Genomic DNA, 26,980 nt, shown 5'->3' with positions numbered 1-26,980 from the left:
TCATATCTTTTCAACGCTGTATCTGTCTGAGGTCACTGTAAAAATAATCTCTTTGCTGATGGCTGCCTTGAAGCAGTAACTTTCTGTATTTTGCAGAGGGGTAATGCATTTTGCGTCTTGCGAAAGGGTAAGGTGTTCTTCTTCAAAAAGGCCATCTGTTTCAACTCCAATCGCACCATTGCTTTTGAATGCTATGGGGTTGTGAAAGGTAATTAGTAGAAATTCATCTTGCTGGTTGGTAAAAACCACCAGTAATTCGTTACGCTTGCACGTGACTTGTTGAATGGTTCCTTTCGAAACTTCAAGTGCTTTTGTTTCAGGTGTTTTTCCATTCAAGGGTTGATCGGGGTTCCAGAATTTCAGATCGGAAAAGTGTCTCTCTATATCATCCAGTTCATCATCGCCGAGAGAGTCATCAAAGTGTTGAGAAATTATCGTGCGTACCTTTGATAATCGCTGGGTAACGGCGCAATCATCGATAAAGTCAGTGGTCGCTTTGCGATATTCTTCCAGGGCGCCAGGCTTTTCAGCATAATAGCTGCCCATTTTGTGTAGAGATATCAATATAAATTCAACCTCTTTCAAAGCATCAAGAGCCTCTTCGCCTGTAAGTACTATTTTTTTATTCTTCTCTAACATTGCTTTCCTTTGGTAAGTGTTCGCTCAGTTAACGCTTGCTTTGGGTTTTGACGAAGTTATCTATTTTCGGTGGATGTAGGCGTAAATGTCGTTTTTGTTTATTTTCGTAATATTGACATTGCTAAGTGCGTTGTCGGCATATTTTGCATTTTTGGAATGGCAAATTAGTTGTGCTGCTCCGTGTGTTTCCATGTCATAAAATCTGAAGCAGATGGAGTCTTTGTTAGTGAGGATTAGTTTGAGGTCTTCAGTGGTAGATATATTTTTTAAATGACTTAGTTTGTTCCAGGTGTTTTCAGGTTCATAATTTTTATTTTGCATGATGATAATGCTCGTTCGATATGTCGTCAGGCCTGTAGGGTCTATATTTGTGGGATTGGAATTCAGATGCACGACTTCGGAATAAATTGAGGTGGTCTGGTTTTTCTTTAAAATGTCATTAGGACCTGAACGCTTGCTGAACTCCTTCAGCATCAAGTATTCTTGAGTTTTACTGCTAAGGGGAGTCATCGATGTGTTCCACTGGAGAATCGTGGGCCATTTTCGGGTAAGCAGCACACTTAAATCACACCACGTGTTCCAAACATCTGAGAAATTTTGGTTAAGTAAGGTCATTGTTGTGAATTCAGGGTCTGCGTCTGGGTGCAGTTGATCCCAGGGGTGAATGCCGGTTTCCTTGATATATACGGACTCCATCATCTATCTCTTAAAGTAAGTGTGTGTGTCAGTTCCAATCGTTAAAGATATCTTTTTCCCCTTAACGCTTGGCTGGGTATTGAAATGTGGAGCATGGTTTCCTTTTTTATGGCCTAGTGAATGTTCACGAATTTCTACTCTGCGCTCAAGCATTTTAAATACGTATACCCTGCCCTCGGTGTGCTGTTTTTGATCTCTGATGGGCTCTCGATAAACAAGCACCGGCTGCTGGGTTCTTGGGACACCTCCTATATCTTTTGCTCGTTTGAATGCACCATTTCTGGAGAGTTTGCTGTCTGCTCCTCTGGGTAGCTCTACATCGCCCTTATTGACTGAAGCCGTATTTTCCGGGGTGTTGACGCTATAGCTCGGCTTGCAGCCGTCTCCGCCAGGGCAGGAGGTTAGCCCAAGAGGATCTGTCCATCCTGTGGGATTTATTACGTACTGGTACGCATTGATCCCACCCGCCAGCTTCACCGGGTCCGGCGTCAGATAGCGCCCAATATCCGGATTGTAGTAGCGATGGCGGTTGTAGTGCAGGCCGCTTTCCTGATCGAAGTATTGGCCTTGAAAGCGCAGCGGGTTATCGATTTTTCCGACGTCGAGGCGGCTGATGTGGCCGTAGGCGCGGTAGTGCGCGGACCAGACGATTTCGCCGTCTGCGGCGGTGAGTTCCTGTGGCGTGCCGAGGTGGTCGAGTTGGTAGTGGTAGGGTTTGGTGGCGTTGGGGCCGAAGCCTTCCAGCAGGGCCAATGGCCGGAAGCTGTCGGGTTCGTAGAGGTAGCTGCGGTGGCGGTCGGCGTGGTGTTCGGCGATCAGTTTGTCGCCTTGCCAGAAGAACTCCGTCGTTACGCCGTCGACGGTTTTGCTGATGCGGCGGCCAAAGGGGTCGTAGCGGTAGTGGGCGGTTTGTCCGCTGGGTTGGGTGAGGCTGGTTAAACGATGCTGGCAGTCGTAGCGGTATTCGGTGACCAGTGCGTGAGCTTTGCCACGGCGTTCGCGGATCAGGTTGCCGAAGGCGTCGTAGTCGTAATGCCGGTCGCCCTGGATCATCAGGCGATTGCCGGCGACGATGTCCGGGCCGGGGCGGTCGTGCATCAGCAGGTTGCCGGCCGGGTTGTGGCCGAAGCGTTCCTGCAGATCCTGCGAGTGGTCGGCGCGGGTCAGGCGGTGGAGCGGGTCGTAGGCGTAGTGGTGTTCGCCTTTGCGCGTATCGAGGATGCGGGCGAGGTTGCCGGATTTGTCGTAGTGGTATTGGCGGCGGTAGTGGCGGTTTTCCTGTTGCGTGATGGCGTGGGCGTGCAGGCGGTGTTGGTCGTCGTAGTGGTAATGGCTGATTAATTCGCCTTGCTGTCGTTGCTGCTCCTTGCCCGCTTTGAATAGATGCGAGGTGAGCACTTCACCGTTGAGCTGAACCGTCGCGAGGTGACCACCTTTATCGTGGTTAAACGTGACGCGGTTGTTGTCCGGCAGGCGCAGGCGTTGCAGTTGTCCGCAGGCGTCATAGCCATAACGCAAGGTGCCCCAGCCTTGATGCTCGGCGGTCAGGCGGTTTTGTCGATCGTATTCGTAGGCCAGCGCCCAGTGACCGTCTACGACGCTGAGGAGATTGCCCTGGCGGTCGTAGGCATAGTCAACAACGGCGCCGTCCGGCAGGGTTTTTCTGACAAGGCGTCCGGCAGGATCTCGCTCATAACGCGTGATGAGCTGACCGCCATCGTCGCCATGTTCGGTCTTTTCCTGCAGATTGCCGTTGAGGTCATAAACGTAGGCGGTACGCTGGCCATCAAAGCCGATTTCCTGCTCGATCAACCCGTTGGGATGGTAGGCAAGCCGGTAGGTCTCGCCGACCTCGTTTTCAATCTCGGTCAGCAGCAACCGAGCATTGTCGTAGCGGTACTGGACCTGCGTGCCATCGGCATTGAGCCGTCGACTGATCAGGTGCAGCCCGTCGGCATACTCGTAGCGGGTGATATGCCCCAGTTCATCGCGTTCGGCGGTGATTTTTCCGAAGGCGTTGTAGCTGTATTCCCTGCATGCACCGTCCGGCAATATCAGCCGAATCAATCGACCGACGCTGTCCCATTGGTATTGGGTCAGCGCCCCATGCTCATCCTCGCGGGCAACCTCCCGTCCCAGGTCGTCATAGCGATAGCGCTTGATCCCGCCATTGGGCAACTGTTCCTCAAGCAGTTGCCCGCGCTCATTCCACACCAGCCGTTGGCAACTGTGATCGGGATACCAGACGCCAATCAACTGCCCGTGTTTGTTGTAGCTGTAGTCGGTTATATGGCCGTCTGGATCAGTCTTACGCGTTACGTCGCCTTGCTCGTTGCGCTCGTACTTCCAAACCGCCTCACCCCGGCGCACCACCCGTACGAACCCGTTGTCATGCTCGTAGGACGTCGGCTCATCGTCCCCGGGAAATAGCGCCACCAAGCGCCCAGCGTCGTCATACTGATACGCCGTCACCGCGCCGAGTGGGTCCTGCTCAACCGTCAGCCGGCCTTTTTCATCGTAGGATTTGAAGTGTTGAGCGCCGTCCGGATCAACCCGCTGCACCAGCCGCGCCCGCGGGTCATGCACATACACTTCCTGACTGCCATCGGCGTTATGCACGGTGACGCGTCCGTTATCACCCCACACATAGCGCGTGTCTATCTGCGTAAAACTGGCCCAATGCCGTACACAACGCGCCGCCTTGCCGGAACGTTCCCACGCCCAGAAGAAACTCGCCCCACCGGCCAGCCCACGCTCCAGAATCACGTGCTGCTCGTCGTACCGATAAACCTCGCATTCACCTACAGCATTGGTCGCCGACACCAGTCGGCCTGTGTCGTCGTAGGTGTAGGACACAACCGTCTGCTCAGTGACCCACTCGTAAGGCTCACGCCCCTTGGCGCGATGCACCTGATAGTCCACCGCGCCAATCCGGCCCTGCGCATAACGCAACCACAGCGAGCGCCCGGCGCCGTTGTCCAGCCGTTCAATGCGCCCCAGCACGTCGCGGAAAATGCGCAGCCGGTTGTCATACGCATCGCTGATCGACACCAGCACGCCATCACGAAAGTGATAAAACCGCGACGCCTGGGCCAGCACCAGTTCATCCGGTAAATCGCCCAGGAAGATCGCTGCTTCGGCCAGGCTGTTGGTGATCGCCGGTCGCGAAGCGGTCGGCAGCGGAAACTCGGTCGAACGATTCTCATGATCCGTCCACACCACCGAATCGCCGGACACCACCAGCCGCTGCGCCAGGGCGTGACTCCAGCCAAACCCCAGCCCAACGTCGATTTCCACCGCACTGGTGCGATACACCCGCGTCCACTCAAACGGTAAAATCCCGTCCAGCGTGCCGTCGGTGAGGGTGAGCAATTCCTCGCCGGTGACCATCGACACCGGGCAGCCATTGGTCACGGTTTTATCGGAAGAAGCAGACGCATCCCCCGCCGGGTTCTTCGCCGACACCGGCACATCATCCACGGCCTCTTTCTGCCTCAACACTGCGTTCTGCCGCGCCCGCCAGCGCATCTGCAGCGTGCCTTGCCTTAACCCGCCAACCACACCGCGAATTGCCACCGCCTTGTAACGATCCACCGCCTGCATGAACGTGCTCAGAATCGCCAGCACGCTCTTAACAAAGCCAACTGCCGCGTCGAGAATCTGCCCGCCGTACTTGACCAGCCGCATACTCAAATACGCCACGCCCGCCGCAGGCAATGCGATGGTCAGTACCGCGCCGATCACCAGATCGATCAGCAACGACACCACAAACCCCGCCACGACTTCGGCCATCTGTCCGGGCGGCAATGCGTCCAGCCACAGCATCGCCGTACGCACCAACAGAAACAGCGCCGCCTCATCACTGGCCAGCAGCATCGCCTGTTCCATGACTTTGGGCGCATCGATGGCGAGTTGCGCCAGGCTGGTTGCTTGCGCACCGAGTTGCTCGACGTACTTCAGCGGGTCTTCAAGAATGGCCTGGACCCGCTTGATGCTGTCCCACGCATCGCGGATCGCCGCCCAACTGCCCGTCAGCACACCGCTGCCAATCGCACTGGCCGTGGATTGCTGCCAATACGGCTTGAAGCCTTCCCACTGCTTGCGCAGCCATTGCTCCAGGTCTGTCGTCAGCCCGGTGTAGGAGGCGAACAACGCGTCCACCTGTTGCGTCGAAACTCCGCCCTGCACCCGCACCTGATAACGCCCGCCGGCCCCGCAAACGTGTGATCCCTTGCCGTGTTCATCCAGCTGGATCAGCGTCGAACTGCCGTCATCCAGGCCGATCACCTCAACCGTAATATCGCCAATCGGCACGTCATAGACCGACTCGAACGTGCTCTCAATCTTCAGCACACCACCCGCCGGGCAGCGGGCCACGGTGGAAAAGTCAGCATCGGCAATGCTCACGGAGCGCTGGGCATCGCCCACCCGAAGCACCCGGTCCATCCCGAGCAACGACGGCATATCCAGCCCATCGCTCACTGAGTCCAGCGCGCGCGAATACCAGGCGCCCATCTGCTGGCGATAAATCAGCAGGCTCTGATGAAAGTCATTGAGCTCATGCTCGATAAAAGCGATGTGGGCAGCGTGGGTCATCCGTGACGTCTCGGCAGGGGCAAGGCGTCGGATTCTGCCCCGGCGAAATAGGGCTGGATGAACGGTTTGCAAAATCAGAATGGGCTTACGACAGCAGCGCAGAAGTCAGCGGCAACTCATGCTGGACGGCTACTTCAGATAGCGATCCTGCTTATTGACTGACACCGCCACCGCAGTGTCGGAGGGGAGCCAATGAACGATTGCCGTAGGGGTGCCTCTAACCACCGCAGCGCATGCCTGCGGGTGTACGCTGAGGCGTCAGGAAAACAGCGAATATTCGCTGCTGCTACCAAGAGACAGACGGGCACAAGATTTCCTTTGTTTACCTTGCCGGGTCGCAATGCCCTGCGCATCCTTTTCTTTCACGGACTGATCGCGACGTATGCAGATGCCTCATCTTCCTGCCCCGCCTCCTGCCAACGAGCATGAGCGCATCCGGTCCCTGGAGCACCTGGGCATTCTGGACAGCGTTCCTGAGCAAGGTTTCGACGACATCGTGCTGCTGGCGACCGGCCTGTGCGATGTGCCGATTGCGCTGGTGTCGCTGGTGGACAACGAGCGTCAGTGGTTCAAGGCCTGCATTGGCCTGGACGTGCGCGAGACCCATCGCGACCTGGCATTCTGCGCCCATGCCATTCTCGCGCCCGATGAAGTGCTGGTGGTTGAAGACGCCCTGTGCGACCCGCGTTTCGAGCACAGCGCACTGGTGCTGGGGCCACCGTATATCCGCTTTTATGCAGGTGCGCCGATTCGCGATGATCGAGGTTTTGCCTTGGGCACCGTGTGCGTCATCGACACGCGACCGCGCACGCTGACCATTGCGCAACACAGCGCGCTGCAGGCCCTGGCCCGTCAAACGGCCTCGTTGCTGCAGTTGCGCCTGCTCAGCGAACAACGTGAACAACGCGCGCGCAGCCTGGAGAGTGAACTCGCCCAGGCGCAAGCCCTGGGCCGCCAGGCCGAACAGTTTCTTCATCATGCCAAGCGCGTTTCGTCCCTGGGCATGGTAGCCGCCAGCATCGCCCACGACTTCAACAACTTGCTCCAGGCCCTGAGCGCCAGCCTGCAAATGATCCGCCTGCGCGCACGCAGGCCGGCGGATGTCGAACGCTTCAGCGATGCCGGCATGCAAGCCGTGGATCAAGGCCGATTGCTGGTCAACCACCTGCTGACCAGCGTGCGCCACGACAGCCCCAACCTGATGTGCATCGACGTGAACGAGCGTCTGGAGAGCATGCGCGACGTGCTGTTGCGCACCGCTTCGGACGGTGTCGAGTTCTCAATGGCATTGGCGCCGCCGGGCACCGGCGTATTGTGCGAAGAAGCGCAGTTGAGCGCAGCGGTGATCAACCTGCTGACCAACGCCCGGGATGCCCTGGGCGGCAAAGGCCGTATCCACATCACCTCGCGTCTGGTCAACCTGACCCAGGACGAAGCGCTCGCAGCAGGCAACTACCTGTTGCTCAGCGTCAGCGACGACGGCCCGGGCATCCCCGAAGCCCTTGCCGCGCAGATTTTTGAGCCCTTTTTCACCACCAAGTGCGCAGGCAAAGGCACCGGGCTGGGATTATCCCAAGTGATGGAATTCGCGCAGCGCGCGGGTGGCACGGTGAAAGTCCACACGGCATTGGGTGAGGGGACCACCATGAACCTGTACATGCGGGCTCTTGGGCGTATCGATCCACATTTGCTTGTCGATTGAGACGTGAAAAGCCTGCCTTTCAGGGCAGGCTTGGCAGATCACTTACTTCTGCTGGGCTGTCAGCGCCGCATAGCCATTCATCAAGTTGCGATAGTTGGGAATGCGCTGGGATAACAGATTCCCCAGTCCTTCGATATCGTTGCGCCAGTCGCGGTGCAGCTCGCACGCCACCGAGAACCAGTTCATCAGTTGCGCACCGGCCTGTGTCATCCGGCTCCAGGCCGCCTGTTGCACCGTGGTATTAAAGGTGCCCGACGCATCCGTCACCACAAACACCTCGAACCCTTCCGCCAGCGCCGACAAGGTCGGGAACGCCACGCACACATCCGTGACCACACCGGCAATGATGATCTGCCTGCGGCCGGTGGCCTTGATCGCCTTGACGAAGTCTTCGTTGTCCCACGCGTTGATCTGACCAGGACGCGCGATGTAAGGCGCATCCGGGAACATCTCCTTCAACTCCGGCACCAGCGGGCCGTTGGGGCCTTGCTCGAAGCTGGTGGTGAGGATGGTCGGCAGGTTGAAGAACTTGGCAAGGTCGGCCAGCGCAAGCACGTTGTTCTTGAACTCGTTGGGGGAGAAGTCCTGCACCAGCGAGATGAGGCCGGTCTGGTGGTCGACCAGCAGAACGATGGCGTCGTCTTTGTTCAAGCGACTGTAGGTTGGAGTGCTCATGGTTGAAGTCCTTTTTGGTTGGTTGGATGTTTTGTTCAACATGGGCACAGGTTAAAGCGTGGGTGTTGGGGGATAAATCGGGTGGCGGGCGTCTTACTGTCAACTTGAAGGGGACAGTAGGCGGTGGCCGCTTTCTCGCGTATTGAATAGCCAGCAGGTCCGATCCCTTTCATTTGCAGGACGTTTCCTAGAGAATCCCAGCGGCTTGCGCCAGTGAAATCCCGCGACTAGGCTGCGGTCCGTCACTGCCTATTCAGTGATCGGGTTTAGTCGCCCGGATATCGCTAGGCGCACGTGCCATCCCAAATTCAGGTTTCTTCTCGCCTGAACATTATGGTGGCTGTGCGCAGGGCACCTTCGGGTGCGCCGGTGCCTAGCGGCCGGTCGACTAACCTGCGTTCAGCCGCCACCTCTATTCGTTTAGTCGCGAAATGACGGTGGTATCCACTTACTGCTAGGGGTTTTGCTATGGATAACGTTCGTTCGGATTCGCTGTCATCGACTTCAACTAACCCATTCACTGTCAATGAAGAACTGAGCTTTGAAGATGCCTGGTTGCGGGTAGCCGAGCTGCTGCAATGTGCAGTGGCAACTTCGCAGGCGCTCGCACAGCCGGTAGCTGCGCCGCAGCAGGCGGTGATGCATTTGGTGGATATGGCGAAAATGGTGGCGGAGCGGGCTGTGGAGTGCATGCGGCCGGCTTGATGCAACGGCTGGAGTGAGGTTTTTTACAGGCATTAAAAAGCCGGCTTGTGGCCGGCTTCTCGCTGACTGCTTCGGCTTGCTTCTGACAAACCTCACCAGCCTTCAAATCGCTCAGCCCACATCGCGTCGGGCTGAATAGTCGGGGCATCCGCGGGAACTCCTCCGCATCGCCTGGCAGGATAGATAGCGCAAAGCTACCCCCTGCCAAATGTGCGGCGGATGATACCCACATTCACCTCAGTTGCCCACCTCCGGATCCGATTTAGAGCCTTCCCAGCCTAATAAGTGATCGTCCAGCGGCACTGGTGGGCGGCGGTTATTCAGGGTGGACCACCAGAATACCCAGCCCACGATCAGGAAGTTCTGTTCGAAGCGCTCATCGTAGGTGAGGTATTCATCCGGATGCTCGGCGGCATTGTGGCTGCGCATTCGCAATCCGCCGCCGGGCCGGTTGTAGAGGTATTTGATGCGCAGCATGCCGTCATGCTCCACGGCGTAGATTTCGCCGTTGATGATTTGGGTGCGGCCTCGGTCGATGGCGAGTGTGGCGCCTTGCTGGATGATGTCGATCATGCTGTTGTCGACCATGTAGGCGCCTACCGCACGGTCGGGGTTTACGTTGAGGGCGTCAAGGGTGTGCAGGGAGACGCGGATGCGCTCGGTGGAGGTGAACGTGGGGTGGAGGGGGAGTTCCACGTCGAGTTTTTCCGGGAGACAGGCTGGGCCTGTGAGGTATTTTCCGCTTTCCTCGCGGACGTAGGTGAGTCCTTTCGTGGTTCCCGGGCCTTCCAGCAGGAAGTTGGCCGGTGGGTGTTTGGAGCCTTTGCCAGTGCGCAGCCAACGGCTGGAGACGCATAACAGCTCTGCGATCTCGTTGAGTCGGCCCATGGGCACGCCGCGTTTGAACCAGTTGTTCACGTGCTGGGGCGTGACGCCGCGGTTCTTGGCGAAGTCGGAGGCGGAAAGATGAACTTCCCTTAATAGTGCTTTTAAACGATCACCTGATGTATTCATAAACGCAGAGTTTACTGGCCAAGAAAACCAATCAAATAAACCATGCGTTGAATTGCGCCTGTAGGTTTTTACTTAGTTGTGGCCTGATTTTTCAACTTTATCGGTTTGCTAAACTCTGTTTGTTGTTAGTTGAACTTGACGTTTAGGTGCGCCCATAGAAAAGCCCCGAGTGATCGGGGCTTTTTTATGGGCGAGGCAATGAAAATCAGGGATCAGCCTTTGTAGGCAGCCACCGACTTCATGATCTCGGCGCGGGCGGCGTCTGCGTTGCCCCAACCTTCGATCTTCACCCATTTTCCTTTTTCGAGGTCTTTGTAGTTCTCGAAGAAGTGTTTGATCTGCTCCAGCAACAGCGGTGGCAGGTCGGTGTATTCCTTCACGTCCACGTACAGCTGGGACAGCTTGTCGTGTGGCACCGCGATCACCTTGGCGTCGCCGCCGCCGTCGTCGGTCATGTTCAGGATGCCGACCGGGCGGGCGCGGATAACCGAGCCTGGCGTAACCGGGTAAGGGGTCACGACCAGCACGTCGAGGGGGTCACCGTCGTCGGCCAGGGTGTTGGGGATGAAACCGTAGTTGGCCGGGTAGAACATCGGGGTGGCCATGAAACGGTCAACGAACAGGCAGTCGCTGTCTTTGTCGATTTCGTATTTGATCGGCGCGTGGTTGGCCGGAATTTCGATGGCGACGTAGATGTCGTTCGGCAGGTCTTTGCCAGCCGGAATCTTGCTGTAGCTCATTGGGCGTTGCCCCCGTAGTTGGCCATTGAACATGGCCGGATTGGCCTAAAAGTGGCGGCGATTATAGGCATATTCTGACGCCGATGCCATGCGCCAGACGTCGTACGGTCATTCAACCGGCGGCTGGTAGCGCGGGTCGTGGGCTTGCAGGTGGCGCAGGCGGGCCAGGGGATCCTGGCGATAAAAGCGGCTGAGTTGGGTGTACACCTGTGGATAACTGTCGACCAGCAAATCCGGGGCACTGAAAAAATATTCGCTGGTGACGGCAAAGAACTCCGCCGGGTTTTCCGCTGCATAGGGATCAATGACCGTCTCGATGTCGGGATCGGCATCCAGTTGGCGATTGAGGTCATCGAAGGCGTCTTGCATCACGCTGGCCCATTCCTGCACGCGCATATTCTTGTGCAGCGGCGGCAGGCCGTTGGCGTCGCCGGTGAGCATATCGAGCTTGTGGGCGAGCTCGTGAATCACCAGGTTGTAGCCTTCCCAATTGCCGCTGGCCAGCACCCCGGGCCAGGCGAGAATCACCGGGCCCTGTTGCCAGGCTTCGCCACTGTGCTCGCCGTCCCACTCATGCTCCACGCCGCTGGCATCGCGATGGCGCTGGGGGCTGAGGAAGTCGTCGGGGTACAGCACGATTTCGTGGAAGCCTTGATACCAGTCGAGATCGCCCAGGTTCATCAGCGGCAACTGCGCCTGGGCGGCGAGCAGCAGGCGTTGCTCCTGGTGCAGGTCGACGCCGGGCAGGGCGGTGAGGTGTTTGTCGGCAAGGAAGAGGATGCAGGCTTCGCGCAACCACTGATCCTGTTCGGCGGTGAGGCCGTCGAGGAAGGTCAGGTGGCTGCGCACCCGCTGCCAGGTGTCATCGGCGATCGGGTGCCGGGCCAGCAGGCGCCGGCGACGCCAGGCGCTGAGGGACCACATGGCCGGTTACTGCGGCTTGGCTTCGGAGGAAGCGCGACCGAAACGGCTGCGGAACACGCCAATGATCATCGGCACCAGCGACAGCAGGATGATGAACACCACCAGCAGCGACAGGTTCTTTTTGATAAACGGCACGTTGCCGAAGAAGTAGCCCAGGGTCACCAGGCCACCGACCCAGAGAATGGTGCCCAGCACGCTGAACCCGAAGAAGCGCGGGTAGGGCATTTTGGCGATGCCGGCCACAAACGGCGCAAAGGTGCGCAGGATCGGCAGGAAGCGCGCCAGGGTCACGGTTTTGCCGCCGTGCTTGTCGTAGAAGTCATGGGTTTTTTGCAGGTAGTCGCGGCGGAAGATCTTCGAGTTCGGGTTGCTGAACAGGCGTTCTCCGGCGGTTCGCCCGATGACATAGTTGGTGCTGTCGCCGAGGATCGCGGCCAGCATCAACAGGCCGCCGAGCAGTACCGGGTCCATGCCGCCACCGGCGGCGACGGCGCCAGCGATAAACAGCAGGGAATCACCCGGCAGGAAGGGCATGACCACTAGGCCCGTTTCGCAAAAAATGACCAGGAACAGAATGGCGTAAATCCACGGACCGTAGTTGGTTACCAGCATGTCGAGGTAAACGTCGAGATGCAGGATCAGGTCAAGCGGGTTGAAATCCATGGATGGCACCTGTGTGAACGGCCCGACTCGGCAGGCCTCTGCGGAGGCTCGGGCAATAAGGCTACAAGTGACTGTCGCATTTCTTACAACCCTGGAAAGGTCCGCATTATACGGATTGAGCGTTGAAAAGCGTGCTGCTTTTGTAGCGGGGCGTGTCGTGGTTGCCAATGTGGGATAGGCACCCACATTGGCGCTGCGAGAGGCTTTGGCGTCAGTCTTGGTTGATCGGCAGAACGTAATTCTTGAACTCGGTGTCTTCGCGAAAGCCGATCGACTCATAGGTTTTCTGCGCCACTTCATTGTCACTGCTGGTCGACACCCGCAGCCGCACCGCGTGGGTTTCCCTGGCCATTTTCTTCGCGGTGCGCATCAGGTTGTCGGCCACCAGTTGCCGGCGCGCATCCTCGGCCACATAGATGTCGTTGAGGATCCACACGCGCTTGAGCGACAGAGAGGAAAAGCTCGGGTACAGCTGGCAGAACCCCAGCAACCGCTTGTCGTCGTCATCGGCCAGCGCCAGGTAAATCACCGACTCTTTACGGCGCAGGCGCTTTTCCAGAAAGTCCCGCGACGAATCCGGAAACGGCAGCGCGCCGTAGAATTCACGGTATTTGACGAACAGCGGGGTCAACAGGTCCAGGTGTTCCAGGGTCGCTTGAGTAATCCGCATGCCAGGCCTCAACTTCCAAAGGATATGACCACAGGAGCGGCCGTGACTTGATGCTGCCTAACGACGCGAAAAAGCGCAATCGTGCCGCGATCAGTCGCTGGGCGGGCTAAGCAGGAAGTTTCCTTTCATCAGGTCCGGATCGTCGGATTCGAGGGTTTGCACTTGCGCCTCGTCCTTGAGATTGACCCCCGACAGCTGCCGGCGACACGCCTCTCGCATCAAGTAAAGCAGGCGATGGGCCGCCATGCCGTAGCTGAGGCCTTCCAGGCGCACGTTGGAAATGCAGTTGCGATTGGCGTCGTTGAGGCCCACCTTGGGGTTGTAGGTGAAATACAGGCCCAGGCTGTCCGGCGAGCTGAGCCCTGGCCGCTCGCCGATCAGGATCACCGTCATTTTGGCGCCGAGCAGCTGGCCGATTTCATCCGCCACGGCCACGCGGCCCTGCTCCACCAGAATAACCGGCGACAGGGACCACCCCTCGGCGTGGGTCTGTTCTTCCATGCGCGTCAGAAACGGCAGCGTATGTTTATGCACCGCCAGCGCCGACAAACCATCGGCCACCACCACCGCCAGGTCCACGCCGCCGGGATTCGCTGCGGCGTAGTCGCGCAGGTGTTGGGCCGACTCATCACTTAAACGTCGACCCAGGTCCGGCCGTTGCAGGTAGCTGTGGCGGTCGGCGGCGGCGCTGTGCAGCAACAGGCTGTCGCGGCCGCGTTCGGCCAGTTGGCTGCTCAAACCTGCGTGATCGAAGGGCAGGTGCACCGCATCCCGCGCCTGGGCGTGGGCGAATTGGAAGTCCAGTTGCGCACTGGTGGGCAGGCTGGTGCCGGTGCGGCCCAGAGCGATGCGTGCCGGGGTGAGGCGGCGCAATTGCAGCCACGGGTTGTCAGGCAGGTCGAGTGACACGGGTGGCTCCTTCATCCGAGTTGCGCCAGGGCGTGGCGGAACGCCGGTGGCAGGCTGTTGCCAAACTGCACCTTGCCATCGGCCTGGGTAAAGATGCCCATTTTGGCCAGCCACTGTTCGAATTCCGGCGCTGGCTTTAAACCTAATGTTTGGCGTGCGTACAAGGCATCGTGGAACGAGGTGGTCTGGTAGTTGAGCATGATGTCGTCGGAGCCGGGGATGCCCATGATGAAGTTGATCCCGGCCACGCCCAGCAGGGTCAGCAGGGTGTCCATGTCGTCCTGGTCGGCTTCGGCGTGGTTGGTGTAGCAGATGTCGCAGCCCATGGGCACGCCGAGCAACTTGCCGCAGAAGTGGTCTTCAAGGCCGGCGCGGATGATCTGCTTGCCGTTGTACAGGTACTCGGGCCCGATAAAGCCGACCACGGTGTTGACCAGAAACGGCTTGAAATGCCGCGCCACCGCATAGGCGCGGGTTTCGCAGGTTTGCTGATCGACGCCAAAGTGCGCGTTGGCGGACAAGGCACTGCCCTGGCCGGTTTCGAAATACATCAGGTTCTGGCCCAGGGTGCCGCGCTTGAGGCTCAAGCCTGCGTCGTAACCTTCCTGCAGCACGCTCAGGCTGATGCCGAAGCTGGCGTTGGCCGCCTCGGTGCCGGCAATCGACTGAAACACCAGGTCCAGCGGTACGCCACGGTTGATCGCCTCGATGGAGGTGGTGACGTGGGTCAGCACGCAGGCCTGGGTGGGGATTTCGTAGCGCTGGATGATTGCGTCGAGCATCTCCAGCATGGCGCAGATCGAGGCGGTGCTGTCGGTGGCCGGATTGATGCCGATCATGGCGTCGCCGTTGCCGTAGAGCAGGCCGTCGAGGATGCTCGCGGCGATGCCCGCCGGTTCGTCAGTGGGGTGGTTGGGTTGCAGGCGCGTCGACAGGCGCCCGCGCAGGCCCATGGTGCCGCGAAAGCGGGTGACCACGCGGATCTTCTGCGCCACCAGCACCAGGTCCTGCACGCGCATGATCTTGGAGACCGCCGCGGCCATTTCCGGTGTCAGCCCGGGCGCCAGGGCGCGTAGGGAATGTTCGTCGGCTGCATCGCTGAGCAGCCAGTCGCGCAGGCCGCCCACGGTCAGGTGGCTGACCACGGCAAAGGCTTGTTTGTCGTGGGTGTCGATGATCAGCCGGGTGACTTCGTCGCGTTCATACGGGATCAGCGCTTCTTCGAGGAAGTGCTTGAGCGGGATGTTCGCCAGGGCCATTTGCGCCGCGACCCGTTCACCGTCGTTCTGCGCGGCGACGCCTGCGAGGACGTCACCGGAACGGGCCGGGCTGGCCTTGGCCATCACGTCCTTGAGGCTGTCGAAGCGGTAGGTTTGCGCACCCACCGCGTGGGAAAAACTTGTCATACAGTGTCTCCTTGGCGACGCAGGCAGCGCCCGCATCGAGGTTTACGGCAGCTCAGTGCAAGGCGGCCTCTGCGGCCTGGATCGCCGCGAATTCTTCTTCGGGCGTGCCTGCTACCAAGTGATGCCGGCTGTAGAAAGCAAAGTAAGCAATTAATACTCCATAGATGATCGCGGCGCCAATCACCACCCGTGGATCCACCAGAAAGCCCGCCACCACGGCCACGCAGGCCAGTACCAGCGCCACGCCCGAGGTGAAGATGCCGCCCGGCGTGCGGTACGGACGGTCCATTTTGGGGCGGCGAATGCGCAGGGTGATGTGTGCGGCCATCATCAGCACGTAGGAAATGGTCGCGCCAAACACGGCCACCAGGATCAGCAAGTCGCCCTGGCCGGTCAGCGACAGGCCAAAGCCGATGATGCCGGGGATCACCAGCGCCAGTACCGGCGCCTTGCTCTTGTTGGTCTCGGACAACTTGCGCGGCAGGTAGCCGGCACGGGACAAGGCAAAAATCTGCCGGGAATAGGCATAGATGATCGAGAAAAAGCTCGCGATCAGTCCTGCCAGCCCGACCAGGTTGACGAAGCTGCCCATCCAGGTCGAACCGCCGTACGCCAGGGCCAGCGCCTCAACCAGCGGGTTGCCGGATTTGACCAGCGCATAGGTGCCGGCGCCGCCCGGCGCAATCACCAGAATCAACAAGGCAAAACTGGTGAGCACCACAATGGCGCCGATCAGGCCGCGCGGCAGGTCGCGCTTGGGGTTGCGGGTTTCTTCGGCGGCCAGCGGCACGCCTTCCACCGCAAGGAAAAACCAGATGGCATAAGGGATCGCAGCCCACACGCCGACGTAGCCGAACGGCAGGAAGCTGCTGGCGCCTCGCGCTTCGGTCACCGGCATGTCCAGCAGGTTGGCGACACTGAAGTGCGGCACCATCGATACCAGAAACACGCCCAGGGCAATGGCGGCGACGGCGGTGATCACAAACATCAGCTTCAGCGCTTCGCCCACGCCGAAGATATGGATGCCGATAAAGAGGATGTAGAACGCCAGATAAATCATCCAGCCGCCAATGCCGAACAGCGACTCGCAATAGGCGCCGATAAACACCGCGATGGCGGCGGGGGCAATGGCGTATTCGATAAGGATGGCGGTGCCGGTAAGGAACCCGCCCCAGGGTCCGAAGGCACTACGGGCAAAGCCGTAGCCGCCACCGGCGGTAGGAATCATGGACGACAGCTCGGCCAGGGAAAAACACATGCACAGGTACATGGTGGCCATCAGCAACGTGGCGAGGAACATGCCGCCCCAGCCACCCTGGGCCAGGCCGAAATTCCAGCCGGCGTAGTCGCCGGAAATCACGTAGGCAACGCCCAGGCCGACCAGCAGCACCCAGCCGGCGGCGCCTTTTTTCAATTCGCGTTGTTGGAAGTAGTCGCTGTCGACGTTTTCGAAGTCGACGGAGGAGCGAGTGGGTTCGCTGGACATGAGGAAGTACCTTCCATTCTTATTGTTTTTAACTCGGCCTATATAGGCCGAATACACATCGCAAGTACCTGTGGAGATCCAAGTGTGGGAGGGGGCTTGCTCCCGATAGCGGTGGGTCAGTGGCACACAGAGTGGCTGACACACTGCAATCGGGAGCAAATCCCCTCCCACAGGGACTTGCATTGCAGTCAGAAAATCAGAAGAAGCCCAGCGGATTAATGTCGTAGCTCACCAGCAAGTTCTTGGTCTGCTGGTAGTGATCCAACATCATCTTGTGGGTCTCACGGCCCACGCCGGACTTTTTGTAACCACCGAATGCCGCATGCGCCGGGTACAGGTGGTAGCAGTTGGTCCACACACGGCCCGCCTTGATCGCGCGGCCCATGCGATACGCGCGGTTGATATCGCGAGTCCACAGACCAGCGCCCAGGCCAAACTCGGTGTCGTTGGCAATTGCCAGGGCTTCGGCTTCGTCCTTGAAGGTGGTGATGCTCACCACCGGGCCGAAGATTTCTTCCTGGAACACACGCATCTTGTTGGTGCCCTTGAGCAGGGTCGGCTGGATGTAATAGCCGCCGGCCATGTCTCCCGCCAGTTTCTCCACCTTGCCACCGGTCAGCAGCTCGGCGCCTTCGCCCTTGGCGATTTCCAGGTAGGACAGAATCTTGTCGAACTGTTGCTCGGATGCCTGGGCGCCGACCATGGTGTCGGTGTCCAGCGGGTCGCCACGTTTGATCGACTCGACCTTTTTCATCACCACTTTCATGAAGTCGTCGTAGATCGACTCTTCCACCAGCGCGCGCGATGGGCAGGTGCACACCTCGCCCTGGTTGAAGAACGCCAGCACCAGGCCTTCAGCGGCTTTCTCGATGAATTGTGGCTCGGCCTTCATGATGTCGGCAAAGAAGATATTCGGCGACTTGCCACCCAGCTCGACGGTGGACGGAATGATGTTCTCGGCCGCCGCATGCATGATGTGCGAGCCCACCGGCGTGGAGCCGGTAAAGGCAATCTTGGCGATGCGCTTGCTGGTGGCCAGGGCTTCGCCGGCTTCCTTGCCGAAACCGTGCACCACGTTCAGCACGCCCGGCGGCAGCAGGTCGCCGATCAGCTCCATCAGCACGTTGATGCCCAGCGGTGTTTGTTCGGCGGGCTTGAGCACCACGCAGTTACCGGCGGCCAGGGCCGGCGCGAGTTTCCAGGCGGCCATCAGCAGCGGGAAGTTCCACGGGATGATCTGCCCGACCACGCCCAACGGTTCATGGAAGTGATAGGCGGCGGTGTGTTCGTTGATTTCGGCGCTGCTGCCTTCCTGGGCGCGGATGCAGCCGGCGAAGTAGCGGAAGTGGTCGGCGGCCAGCGGAATGTCGGCGTTGAGGGTTTCACGCACGGCCTTGCCGTTGTCCCAGGTTTCAGTGATGGCCAGCAGTTCAAGGTTCTGTTCGATGCGGTCGGCGATTTTCAGCAGCACCAGCGAGCGGTCCTGGGCCGAGGTCTTGCCCCAGGCGTCAGCGGCGGCATGGGCGGCGTCCAGCGCCTTGTCGATGTCTTTGGCGGTGGAGCGCGGAAAGTCGGCGATCGGTTTGCCGTTGACCGGCGAGGTGTTGGTGAAATAGTTGCCGTCGACCGGCGCCACGAATTCGCCGCCGATGTAGTTGCCGTATTTGGCCTTGAACGAAACGATGGCGCCTTCGGTGCCGGGGTGTGCGTAACGCATGGTGGGTATCTCCTGACTTTTATGTTTATTGGAGTACAGCGATGTTGCGCGTGATAAAGCGTAGAGCAAAGGTCGGGCCAGCGCGTGGCAGGTCAGGTAAATCAAGGGGTTGGCGTTTGTTGCAAACCGTTGCTGTCACGCAGGCGGTACAGTCGAAGTGACAGTTTGTGCCATAAACGGTACACCCCATGGGCGCGCGATTGCATTGGCTGGATGGCTGGGGGATGCTGGCCGTTCTCACGCAGGGAGAACAATAAAAAATGCGCAACGATCATTTCAGCCGCCATGCCCGACAAGTCATCACCGTGGCCCATGGCCGCGACCCGTCCAGCGATCCTTCCATCGCGCGCTCCTGGCTGCGCTGCCTGGAGGACTACCACCTCGACCCTGCTCAGACTATCGCCCCCACCGTGCTCGAACACGGCCGCTTGCAGGAAAGCCGCGAGCGCCTGCAACAGGTGCTGCACATCGCCGGCAGCGAGATGAACAGCCTGCACCAGCAACTCTCCGGCGCCGGTCACGCGGTGCTGCTCACCGATGCGCGCGGGGTGATCCTCAACTGTGTCACTGCGCCGTCCGAGCGCAGGATTTTCGAGCGCGCCGGGCTTTGGCTTGGTGCCGATTGGAGCGAGGCGTGCGAAGGCACCAATGGCATCGGCACTTGCCTGGTGGAGCGCCAGTCCGTAACGATTCACCGCGATGAGCATTTTCGTGGCCGTCACACCGGCCTGACCTGCTCGGCGAGCCCGGTGTTCGACCCCCATGGCGAGTTGCTCGCGGTGCTGGATGTGTCATCGGCGCGTGAAGCCGTGTCGCGTCAGAGCCAGTTTCACACGATGGCGCTGGTGAACCTGTCGGCCAAGATGATCGAGAGCTGTTACTTCCTGCGTCATTTTGAGCATCACTGGTTGCTGCGCTTTCATCTGCAGGCCGAGTCAGTGGGCCTGTTCAGTGAGGGGCTGTTGGCGTTCGATGGCGATGGGCGTATCTGCGCGGCCAATCAAAGTGCCCTGAACCTGCTGGGGCAGGCTCGCGGCGGTTTGCTCGGGCACCCTGTGGAAGCGCTGTTCGACTGTACGCTTGACCAATTGCTTGGGCGCGCAAGCGCCAATGCCACCGCGAGCTGGCCACTGCGTACCCGTGAGGGTCGTCATCTATTTGCTGCATTGCGTGGTCAACAGCGCAGCGTGCCGACACCCGCTGCCAGTCCAGAAGTGCCAAGCCTGCCGGGTATTTGTCTGAGCGATCCCGCGCTGCAGGCGGACTTTGGCAGGGCGCTCAAAGTATTCGAGCGCGATGTACCGCTGCTGATCAATGGCGAAACCGGCTGCGGCAAGGAAGCCTTCGCCAAGGCCGTGCACCAGGCCAGTCGAAGGGCCGATAAGGCGTTTGTCGCCATCAACTGCGGCGCTATCCCGGAAAGCCTGATTGAAAGCGAACTGTTTGGCTACCGAGGCGGCAGCTTCACCGGCGCGCGCAAGGAAGGCATGCCGGGCAAACTGCAAGAGGCCGATGGTGGGACGCTGTTTCTGGATGAAATCGGCGATATGCCCCTTGCTCTGCAGACCCGCCTGTTAAGAGTGCTGGAGGACCGTATCGTGGTGCCCATCGGCGGTGAGCCTCAGGCCGTGGATGTCAGAATCATCAGCGCCACCCACCGCAATCTGCTGGAGCGTGTGCAAGAAGGCAGTTTCCGCGAGGACTTGTATTACCGGCTAAATGGTCTGGAGGTGGCGCTGCCGGCGTTGCGTGATCGTGCTGACAAGTCACAGGTGTTGGATTTTTTGTTGATGCAGGAAGCAGGCGGCCAATCGGTGGAGCTCAGTGCTGCTGCACGTGAGGCATTGTTGACGTTCGCCTGGCCTGGAAACCTGCGTCAGTTACGTACAGTCCTGCGCACACTGTGTGCTCTCTGCGACGATGGGAGGGTGTGTGTAGAAGATCTGCCCATGATTATCCGGCAGGTTCAGCCCGAGGGCGTTGCTGAGGCGAGCACGCAGCGCGCCTTGGGTAACGCAGAGCGCCTTGCTCTGCTGGATGTTCTGGAGCGTCAATGCTGGCACATGACTCATACCGCTGCCTGTTTAGGCGTGAGTAGAAATACGCTTTACAGAAAATTGCGAAAGCACGGAATTACCAGGTATTTGGTAACTTAAGCTACAGGTTTTTTAGAATGATCGGCATGTTACTAAGTCATTGAGGTTCATAATGACGTCATCAGCGATTCAGTCACATTTTGTTATGCCTTGGTAAGCTATTGAATTTATAGTGTGTTAGGCAAATAGGTGCCATCGCTTGAAACTTCAAGGTACATTTGTAGGGCGCGTAGCGTGTAAATTGTAGGTCAAGCGACCACTCAGTGTATGAACGGGGAACTACCGTTTCTACAGCGGAGCAGTCAAATGATTTATAACGAGAATATCGCGGTACCAGTTGTTGCTCTTTATGGTGCTCCTCTTATTGAAACGTGCGCCTCGAATGCTGAAAATAAAATATCGTCGTCGTCATTTTCGAGTGTTCGAAGCGCGGATGACGGCGTTATTCGTAAGAAACGCAGTGCCGAGCAGGATGACACTCTTGGTGCCCGCGCAGTGGCTGATGCCGCAGTGGCAAAAGCATTCGCACGCGGGTCGGCTAACCATGTCTTTGAGACGTCGATAAACCCACCTTCTGTTTCAGTTGCTCCAGAGTCCACACTGGGACGCTGGCGTACGACGCTGGAGAGTGCATTAAGCGGCGCTGCTTTCTCGGCATGGGCGAAGGAGCAAGGTCTGGATACGACGAAACTGAGGTTGAATCCTTCCACTGGAGAGCTTGCAGGCAGAGTCGGCGATAAAGAACATACCTTTTCTCTCACGGACGGCTCGGGATGGTCTGAAATCTGCGGAACACTGTTGTCTATCGCGAACGTCATCGCACCTGAACCTGGCCAAACCCTTGATCTACCCTGGCCTGCGGGCGAGGTACCTATGTTCCTGGTGGGGAAATTCTATAACGAGCCTATTGACCTTATGCCTGCACAGGCTCTGCAGAAACTCGCTGGATTACAGGCGGGTTCAGGCTTTTCATTCAAGCAAATGCCCCATGCGTCACAACGATCTCCAGAGTCGCTGGAGCAAAAGCAAACAGCATTGGGTGATGACGCTAACAATCATGCGCTCATTGCTGCGCTGAAGTTACAAGCCAACGATGCCACGGGGAGAATTAACCTGAACAAGGTTTTCATCCCTGTCGATCCCCGCTCCACCTATTCCATCATTGAAGGTAAACCGTGCAGCGAACTCAGTGTGGCCGACATACTGGAGGGCAATGAGCTTTATGTGCCGAAGAACGCCAGAGAAGCCGAAAACCTGGCGAACACGTTGTTCTTTGACCTTGCTGCCAGGGCGCCTCAGTCAAATACAGGTGGCGCGCGGCCTTTGATACGTTCATCAGACTCTGCAGCGCTGAGTGACGACGCGAAAAAGCAGATTCTGAGTGTGGTAGAGCAATGGAAAGCTCAGTCGGAAAATAGGGCAACAACGACTGACGTCGGACCAGGTGTAGAAAGTTTGATGGGTCGGCTGGCCCGCAATCTTCCTGAAAGTACAAGGAAGGCGATAAAAAATAATCCAGCAAAGGTACTGGATGAGCTTATTCGATTGCCGGCCGCAAAAGCCTTGGGCAAAAAAATACAGGAAGAGGTACTGGGAGTTGAAACTGAAACCAGTGCCCTTGAGTTTGCCAGTGCAGCACTGGCACTCGACCTGGATCCTGCTGCCGGTGTATCACGTCACAACTTGATGGGTTACAACGTGTATGCACCAGAAAATATCGGTTTATCGCCCGCCGACATTACGCAACGTCTTATTCGTCATCTTGAAGGTAAGGTAGGCCGTGAGATTGCGCCTGTCGCGGCGCATTTGTTGTTGTCGATTTCAGCGCCAGAGTTTCTGGCGAAAACTCAGCTGCCTAATGTTGTTTATGGTTCCCATACGTGGGCGACTTATTCCATTGATGCATTGCGCATTGAAAAACAGGTCCCGGGTGCCGTGGCCAATATGACACAGGCTCAGGTCACGCTTTTTGGCGCTACTGACCCGATTTCGAGCGAAGGTGATGAGCAGTTGAAGGAAGTCCGGCGGGGGGCGGTCACGGACTGGGGTGTTGCAAATGGGGTAATCAGCGCGCGTGCACATAATGATTATTCTGCACAGGATTACAATCTGGCAGTGACCGCATTGATAAAACAGAAAAAGGAGTTGAGTTGGGCGTCTGGCGCTTTGAACGCGTCGCCTCCTACCCGTAAGGACGTTGCGATTTTAGAGTTGGAGCGGGTTTTTGGTGAGGGGGTGGATTTCGAGAGTAAGGTCATCAAAGATGATAAGGAATATTGGCCGCTGAACTTCAGTTATTCGCTGGTTGATATTTATATGTCTGGAGAACTTAATGCAAAAGTTTGGGTGTCAAGTGATGAAAAGGCCGTACCGTATAATAGTATGCGACGACAGTTTCATAAATTAAATCCAGATATTAATGAAGCGTTTGACACGGAATTTTCGAAGTATCTGGCAAAAAAAGAGACGGCTGTTAGCACGTTGTTCAGGTATCACATGTCCTTGCTGCCTCTGGCTGATAGGGAGATTTTTAATACGTCACCTATCAGCTTTTACGCTGTGCGTAGAACTTATGATGGTACAAATTATGTCAAGGTGCATGGTCGAGAGCGTTTCGTTCCTAATGGCAAGCCCAGCCCTCAAGAGGTTGAAGCACTGACAGGGCTTCATGGCGTGCTTATACAGGCCGATCGCGGTAACGGGCTTTTTGACTACTACAGTTATTTTCCCGCTCAGGCAAAGATAGTCAAAGAGCCAGGTTTATCGAGACCTCTCGTGAGCAGGCCACAAAAACCCTGGGTAAGGCCTTTGCGCAATGATCGTGGTGATGTGCTTCGCATTGACGATAACCCCTACCATGGTGCACCGGCAAAAGGTCATGCCAGATCACGGGTACTGGTCGAACGATTGGCACCACCGGATACGGATTTTTCTGGCGTGCATGTGCCATCTGATATCGCAGATGGCCTGAAAGGCAGTTATTTTTCCAGAAGAAGTCGCGCATTGGGTTCAACGGTTAGTCATCACTTTCTCCCCCCGGATGAACACGCGAAAGCGTTGGCAAAGGGCGTGACAGACAGAGAGCGGGAAAGAATAACCAATAGAAAGCTGGACAGTTTTTTTCTCAGCCTTGCCCCTTTTCATGATGGGATCAAGGCGGCCATTGATGGGAATGCGTCAGAGGCTGTCTTAGAGCTTGGTATGGATATTTTCGGCTTTCTTATACCCACCGCCGGGCATGTTCGAAAGTCCCTTAAAGCGGGGCGCGGCTTAATAAAGTCTGCCGCTTCGGGAGCAGTGAAAGGAATCGCTTCATCTTTCTCGATAGACGATTTTTTAGAAGCACCAAAAAATATAAGAAGTGGGCTAAATGCGTTGCAGAAGGAGACGCGGAATCTGGGTGCTCTCGTGCCGCAAAGATTGTCAAAATCCGTTAAAAATGTTGATTCCAGAAAAACGTATCAACACAATGATATTGTCAGAAACTTTCATCGGAGAGTAACGGGTAAGGCCGAGGATATAAAGCCTGCAACAGCGATCTTTCTCAATGGGGGCTGGTATGCTTATAACGTTATAACTAAAACCCCCTATGGCGTGCAGCTGACCCAGGATGCGGTAGTTGGCGCGGCCACAGCGTAAGTATTTAGAACGTTGCAACGTCTTTTAGTGAATGCCTTGTTGCCGGTGGCGCGTGCCATTTTTACAAACTGTAATAATAAGCTAGATGGCAGTTGTTTATTGTTTTTTTGGAACTTTATGGGTGGGTTTGCCACTTAATTTGTGGAGGAAATGGATGGCTTCCTAATGTAAGTTAATCATTAGGTGAATCATATGAACGTTATAAGCTCAACAGTATCGCAGTTGTCTTTCGCTCAGCAGCAGTTGGCGCCTGAGGCAGCGAGCAAACCATCAGCAGCACCTGTATCACCAGACAACCACGTTACTGCAACAAACGCTAAACGTGCTGGCGATGCTATCGAATATGAGATGTTTGCTGATGAGGGTGACCGCTTCACCAGACCTGCTCGTGGGCGACTCTCCAGGCTTTTTAAGAAAAAAACTGCACCTGCTCCGGCAGATATCAAGGCGCCGGACTCTATAAAGGCATCAGGGAGCGCAGTCAGTACTTCCGAAGCGTCGGGGATTACTCGATTCGATCAGGATTTCGCCAAACAGCAAGCCGAAATCAAGCTGGATGATAATACTGTCAGCAAACTTGGACGGGAAGACGTCGTCATCGTAGAGCCTACTTCCGTACACTTGGCGGTGCCCAGTGCAAATGTTAACGGCAAGGCGGTATCGCCCTTTTCCTCAGACACGTTGAAGAAAGCAAAAAAGGAATTTGAAGAGGCTACAGGGACATCGGATACCGATACACGTCTCAAGGCAGACGTTGAGGACGTCGATGCTAAGTCCGAGGCGATCGCGGAGCCCGAGAAAAAGAAAATTTCGGACACTAAGAAGGCTTTGATCGTTATAGGCGTCGGTGCGGTGGTGACACCCGCGGTTGCCGGTATTGTCGAGGCCTTAAAAAAGGTATTAGCCGACGATCCCGCCGTTAAATTCGCTGCTTCCCTGAAAGATACAAAAATTATCGATAAGACTCAGGAGGAAGTTTTTGCTGTAGCGAATATGTTGACGAAACTTGTTGGGGAGAAAGAAATTAAGGCAGATCTGCAATGGGCTCTTAAAAGCGACGAACAGCGGATGACTTCACTTGAGTCGATCATTATCGAGGCTGAGAAAGGTTTCATTAAACTGGCTGAAAAGTTCAATGTTCCCTTTGCGCTTCCTGAGTACTTTCGCATCGAAGATCCACTTATCGAGTCGCGCGCAAAAGTGATTGAGTCCAGGCTGGCTGTTATCATCGCTCTCAGTGAGGCCGTCACGAATGAAATTAAAGTCAAAACGGCGTAAGGCTGGGGCATCGCTTATTAAAACCTGAGGGGCCACAGTGCTGTTAACGGCACTAGAAAAACCTTGACTACCAATCGCCGTGTTGTTCGAAGAGGTAGTGTGCACGCTTCCTTATCGAGCCCCACGGCGCTTTTTTTCAGCCAGCAATTGCCTGAGATGGCAGGTTTCCATTCATGTAGGTGGGCAGCGTTGAAAATGTCGGTTAAAAACTCTTTTTATGAATTACCTGAAACTTTCATACAGGTTGCGTAGGCCTATTCACAGGAACTGCTCCAGCCCAGCTGCCCACTCAAACAGGGCAGCTGTAAGAGCGATTCACACAATAAAACTCACGCGAGCTAACATGATGATAATTATAAATCCACCTATCCCGATCATTACTTTACAACCTGATGGCGTCGATCATCCCCCTGTGCAATCCAGCCCCCACGAGACTGATCATTTGGATCAACCTTTGGCGCGCAGCAAGCGAGGTATTAAAAGCATAGGCTTTGGCGGGCTTTTCGGACGAAGGTCAACCAGACCAGCCGGTCTTCCAGACACGGTACCGGTCTCCACGCCCAGGCCCAAGCCTGCACCCCCGCTCAAGTCTCAACCCGGCCCCGCTCCGAAGCTTTCGGGAAGCGGTTTCAGGGATGCCGGAAAGACGGTCATTATTGCCAATAAAATCAAGGCAAATGACGAAGTGATGATGACGAACTTGCGTAGGCAGGCGCCGCTCAGTGTGGCTGAGGCCGCCAAGCGGGTTATCGACGCCGAGAGCCTGATCAAGGCCGGTGTGGTGTCGACCGGGCCCAACGCCAGCCGAGTGGCGCGTGATGCGTTTATCAGTGCCGGGATCACCGGCGTTGTCAGTGCGCCTATCAATGTAGCGGCCTATGCCGGTTCCGTGGCCACCGGGGAGACAATCAAGTCTTCATACGCCCCTGGAGTGCTGCCGCCGCCTTTCCTGCCGGGGGCCTCAAGTCAGCCCAAAACTGGCACACCTCTTCAGTCTGAGGCTGAGCACTCGACTACAACAGACTCTGTCAAGGCACGCCTGGAAGACTTCGAGGTAAAGCTGCTCGGCATGGCCTCGGCCGTCATGTTCATGCTGGGCGACACCAGCAGCGTGTTCACCAAAAATGCGAGTTGGCCAAGTGATGACGTCGGGCGCCTGAGCAACCTCGAAAAGTTATTGGGCCTTTCCGAGCAACATTTCAAAAAAGCCGCGCGGCAGAACGGGCTTGTTTTCAAACCGTATAAACCCGGAGAAAAAATACCTGAAGATCCAAAAGAGCGTCTTGATCTGATCGAAAGGAAGTTCAACCCTCTGGCCGCAGCTTATGAAAAACTGCGCTTCCTCGCTGCGATGAAAGCGCAGGAGCGTAAAGCCGAGGCTTCAACTACTGTCTGACGCAGGCCCGCCGGGCGACGTGCGCCAGC

The 26,980-nt window shown here is 57.1% G+C and carries 19 protein-coding genes; 6 read left to right on the top strand and 13 right to left on the bottom strand.

Translation table 11 applies throughout. The annotated features are described in order from the left end of the window. The 3 genes from RHM60_RS13040 to RHM60_RS13030 are packed head-to-tail and all read right to left on the bottom strand — an operon-like array spanning position 1 to position 5,931. Positions 1-639, bottom strand: coding sequence for a hypothetical protein (locus tag RHM60_RS13040; protein ID WP_322212024.1), 639 nt, complete (start codon positions 637-639; stop codon positions 1-3). 60 nt (positions 640-699) lie between these two features. Further along, positions 700-1,338: a hypothetical protein gene (locus RHM60_RS13035; RefSeq protein ID WP_322212023.1), complete on the bottom strand. Its 639-nt coding sequence runs from the start codon at positions 1,336-1,338 to the stop codon at positions 700-702. Then, on the bottom strand, positions 1,339-5,931 hold the full coding sequence (locus RHM60_RS13030) for an RHS repeat-associated core domain-containing protein (protein ID WP_322212022.1): 4,593 nt from the start codon (positions 5,929-5,931) through the stop codon (positions 1,339-1,341). Positions 5,932-6,319: 388 nt separating this feature from the next. On the opposite strand from RHM60_RS13030, the gene RHM60_RS13025 reads away from it, so the two are divergent. Next, the gene (locus tag RHM60_RS13025) at positions 6,320-7,633 is read left to right on the top strand and encodes a sensor histidine kinase (RefSeq protein ID WP_231423530.1); all 1,314 of its coding nucleotides are present in this window, start codon (positions 6,320-6,322) and stop codon (positions 7,631-7,633) included. Between the two features lie 42 nt (positions 7,634-7,675). Here the strand turns inward: RHM60_RS13025 and ycaC are convergent, their stop codons facing one another. Then, a complete protein-coding gene (gene ycaC / locus RHM60_RS13020; protein WP_057010158.1) occupies positions 7,676-8,308 on the bottom strand; it encodes an isochorismate family cysteine hydrolase YcaC in 633 nt (210 codons plus the stop codon). Between the two features lie 468 nt (positions 8,309-8,776). Between ycaC and RHM60_RS13015 the strand changes: the two genes are divergently transcribed. Then, positions 8,777-9,013 (top strand): hypothetical protein, encoded by a 237-nt coding sequence (locus RHM60_RS13015; RefSeq protein ID WP_231423529.1) that lies wholly within the window; start codon positions 8,777-8,779, stop codon positions 9,011-9,013. A gap of 237 nt (positions 9,014-9,250) precedes the next feature. Here the strand turns inward: RHM60_RS13015 and RHM60_RS13010 are convergent, their stop codons facing one another. The 9 genes from RHM60_RS13010 to RHM60_RS12970 all read right to left on the bottom strand — a co-directional run bounded on the left by RHM60_RS13010 (position 9,251) and on the right by RHM60_RS12970 (position 18,542). Beyond that, entirely contained in the window at positions 9,251-10,027 is a 777-nt protein-coding gene (locus tag RHM60_RS13010; RefSeq protein ID WP_209985258.1) for a LexA family transcriptional regulator, read from the bottom strand. 212 nt (positions 10,028-10,239) lie between these two features. Next, entirely contained in the window at positions 10,240-10,767 is a 528-nt protein-coding gene (ppa, locus tag RHM60_RS13005) for an inorganic diphosphatase (protein ID WP_003237090.1), read from the bottom strand. Between the two features lie 108 nt (positions 10,768-10,875). Beyond that, positions 10,876-11,691 (bottom strand): zinc-dependent peptidase, encoded by an 816-nt coding sequence (locus RHM60_RS13000; RefSeq protein WP_209985255.1) that lies wholly within the window; start codon positions 11,689-11,691, stop codon positions 10,876-10,878. Positions 11,692-11,697: 6 nt separating this feature from the next. Continuing rightward, positions 11,698-12,354, bottom strand: coding sequence for a DedA family protein (locus tag RHM60_RS12995; RefSeq protein ID WP_003237086.1), 657 nt, complete (start codon positions 12,352-12,354; stop codon positions 11,698-11,700). Between the two features lie 211 nt (positions 12,355-12,565). Next, on the bottom strand, positions 12,566-13,024 hold the full coding sequence (locus RHM60_RS12990; RefSeq protein WP_231422551.1) for a GNAT family N-acetyltransferase: 459 nt from the start codon (positions 13,022-13,024) through the stop codon (positions 12,566-12,568). 90 nt (positions 13,025-13,114) lie between these two features. Then, positions 13,115-13,948 carry an ethanolamine ammonia-lyase subunit EutC gene (gene eutC / locus RHM60_RS12985; RefSeq protein ID WP_322212021.1) on the bottom strand — a complete coding sequence of 278 codons (834 nt, stop codon included), beginning with the start codon at positions 13,946-13,948 and terminating at the stop codon, positions 13,115-13,117. Then, the gene (locus tag RHM60_RS12980; RefSeq protein ID WP_322212020.1) at positions 13,945-15,339 is read right to left on the bottom strand and encodes an ethanolamine ammonia-lyase subunit EutB; all 1,395 of its coding nucleotides are present in this window, start codon (positions 15,337-15,339) and stop codon (positions 13,945-13,947) included. Before RHM60_RS12980 ends, eutC begins: the two co-directional genes overlap by 4 nt. A gap of 52 nt (positions 15,340-15,391) precedes the next feature. Next, the gene (gene eat / locus RHM60_RS12975) at positions 15,392-16,825 is read right to left on the bottom strand and encodes an ethanolamine permease (RefSeq protein ID WP_057010148.1); all 1,434 of its coding nucleotides are present in this window, start codon (positions 16,823-16,825) and stop codon (positions 15,392-15,394) included. Positions 16,826-17,021: 196 nt separating this feature from the next. Then, the gene (locus RHM60_RS12970; protein WP_209985236.1) at positions 17,022-18,542 is read right to left on the bottom strand and encodes an aldehyde dehydrogenase family protein; all 1,521 of its coding nucleotides are present in this window, start codon (positions 18,540-18,542) and stop codon (positions 17,022-17,024) included. Positions 18,543-18,802: 260 nt separating this feature from the next. Between RHM60_RS12970 and RHM60_RS12965 the strand changes: the two genes are divergently transcribed. From RHM60_RS12965 to RHM60_RS12950, 4 genes are all read left to right on the top strand, one after another. Next, positions 18,803-20,698: a sigma-54-dependent Fis family transcriptional regulator gene (locus RHM60_RS12965; protein ID WP_322212019.1), complete on the top strand. Its 1,896-nt coding sequence runs from the start codon at positions 18,803-18,805 to the stop codon at positions 20,696-20,698. A 246-nt stretch (positions 20,699-20,944) separates the two neighbouring features. Continuing rightward, positions 20,945-24,277 (top strand): hypothetical protein, encoded by a 3,333-nt coding sequence (locus tag RHM60_RS12960; protein WP_322212018.1) that lies wholly within the window; start codon positions 20,945-20,947, stop codon positions 24,275-24,277. 192 nt (positions 24,278-24,469) lie between these two features. Continuing rightward, positions 24,470-25,555, top strand: coding sequence for a hypothetical protein (locus RHM60_RS12955; RefSeq protein ID WP_322212017.1), 1,086 nt, complete (start codon positions 24,470-24,472; stop codon positions 25,553-25,555). 343 nt (positions 25,556-25,898) lie between these two features. Then, the gene (locus tag RHM60_RS12950) at positions 25,899-26,951 is read left to right on the top strand and encodes a hypothetical protein (RefSeq protein WP_231422557.1); all 1,053 of its coding nucleotides are present in this window, start codon (positions 25,899-25,901) and stop codon (positions 26,949-26,951) included. The last annotated feature ends 29 nt before the right edge of the window (positions 26,952-26,980 follow it).

Origin of the sequence: Pseudomonas sp. MH9.3 (assembly GCF_034354675.1) — a bacterium.
Lineage (GTDB): Bacteria > Pseudomonadota > Gammaproteobacteria > Pseudomonadales > Pseudomonadaceae > Aquipseudomonas.
The sequence above is the reverse complement of the archived record's forward strand: the minus strand, read 5'-3'. Positions and strand labels throughout refer to the sequence as shown.

What these genes read in the sequence shown, in the direction of transcription:
- RHM60_RS13040 (WP_322212024.1), bottom strand. Translation starts at nt 639, where the DNA reads ATGTTAGAGAAGAATAAAAAAATAGTACTTACAGGCGAAGAGGCTCTT.
- RHM60_RS13035 (WP_322212023.1), bottom strand. Translation starts at nt 1,338, where the DNA reads ATGATGGAGTCCGTATATATCAAGGAAACCGGCATTCACCCCTGGGAT.
- RHM60_RS13030 (WP_322212022.1), bottom strand. Translation starts at nt 5,931, where the DNA reads ATGACCCACGCTGCCCACATCGCTTTTATCGAGCATGAGCTCAATGAC.
- RHM60_RS13025 (WP_231423530.1), top strand. Translation starts at nt 6,320, where the DNA reads ATGCCTCATCTTCCTGCCCCGCCTCCTGCCAACGAGCATGAGCGCATC.
- ycaC (WP_057010158.1), bottom strand. Translation starts at nt 8,308, where the DNA reads ATGAGCACTCCAACCTACAGTCGCTTGAACAAAGACGACGCCATCGTT.
- RHM60_RS13015 (WP_231423529.1), top strand. Translation starts at nt 8,777, where the DNA reads ATGGATAACGTTCGTTCGGATTCGCTGTCATCGACTTCAACTAACCCA.
- RHM60_RS13010 (WP_209985258.1), bottom strand. Translation starts at nt 10,027, where the DNA reads ATGAATACATCAGGTGATCGTTTAAAAGCACTATTAAGGGAAGTTCAT.
- ppa (WP_003237090.1), bottom strand. Translation starts at nt 10,767, where the DNA reads ATGAGCTACAGCAAGATTCCGGCTGGCAAAGACCTGCCGAACGACATC.
- RHM60_RS13000 (WP_209985255.1), bottom strand. Translation starts at nt 11,691, where the DNA reads ATGTGGTCCCTCAGCGCCTGGCGTCGCCGGCGCCTGCTGGCCCGGCAC.
- RHM60_RS12995 (WP_003237086.1), bottom strand. Translation starts at nt 12,354, where the DNA reads ATGGATTTCAACCCGCTTGACCTGATCCTGCATCTCGACGTTTACCTC.
- RHM60_RS12990 (WP_231422551.1), bottom strand. Translation starts at nt 13,024, where the DNA reads ATGCGGATTACTCAAGCGACCCTGGAACACCTGGACCTGTTGACCCCG.
- eutC (WP_322212021.1), bottom strand. Translation starts at nt 13,948, where the DNA reads ATGAAGGAGCCACCCGTGTCACTCGACCTGCCTGACAACCCGTGGCTG.
- RHM60_RS12980 (WP_322212020.1), bottom strand. Translation starts at nt 15,339, where the DNA reads ATGACAAGTTTTTCCCACGCGGTGGGTGCGCAAACCTACCGCTTCGAC.
- eat (WP_057010148.1), bottom strand. Translation starts at nt 16,825, where the DNA reads ATGTCCAGCGAACCCACTCGCTCCTCCGTCGACTTCGAAAACGTCGAC.
- RHM60_RS12970 (WP_209985236.1), bottom strand. Translation starts at nt 18,542, where the DNA reads ATGCGTTACGCACACCCCGGCACCGAAGGCGCCATCGTTTCGTTCAAG.
- RHM60_RS12965 (WP_322212019.1), top strand. Translation starts at nt 18,803, where the DNA reads ATGCGCAACGATCATTTCAGCCGCCATGCCCGACAAGTCATCACCGTG.
- RHM60_RS12960 (WP_322212018.1), top strand. Translation starts at nt 20,945, where the DNA reads ATGATTTATAACGAGAATATCGCGGTACCAGTTGTTGCTCTTTATGGT.
- RHM60_RS12955 (WP_322212017.1), top strand. Translation starts at nt 24,470, where the DNA reads ATGAACGTTATAAGCTCAACAGTATCGCAGTTGTCTTTCGCTCAGCAG.
- RHM60_RS12950 (WP_231422557.1), top strand. Translation starts at nt 25,899, where the DNA reads ATGATGATAATTATAAATCCACCTATCCCGATCATTACTTTACAACCT.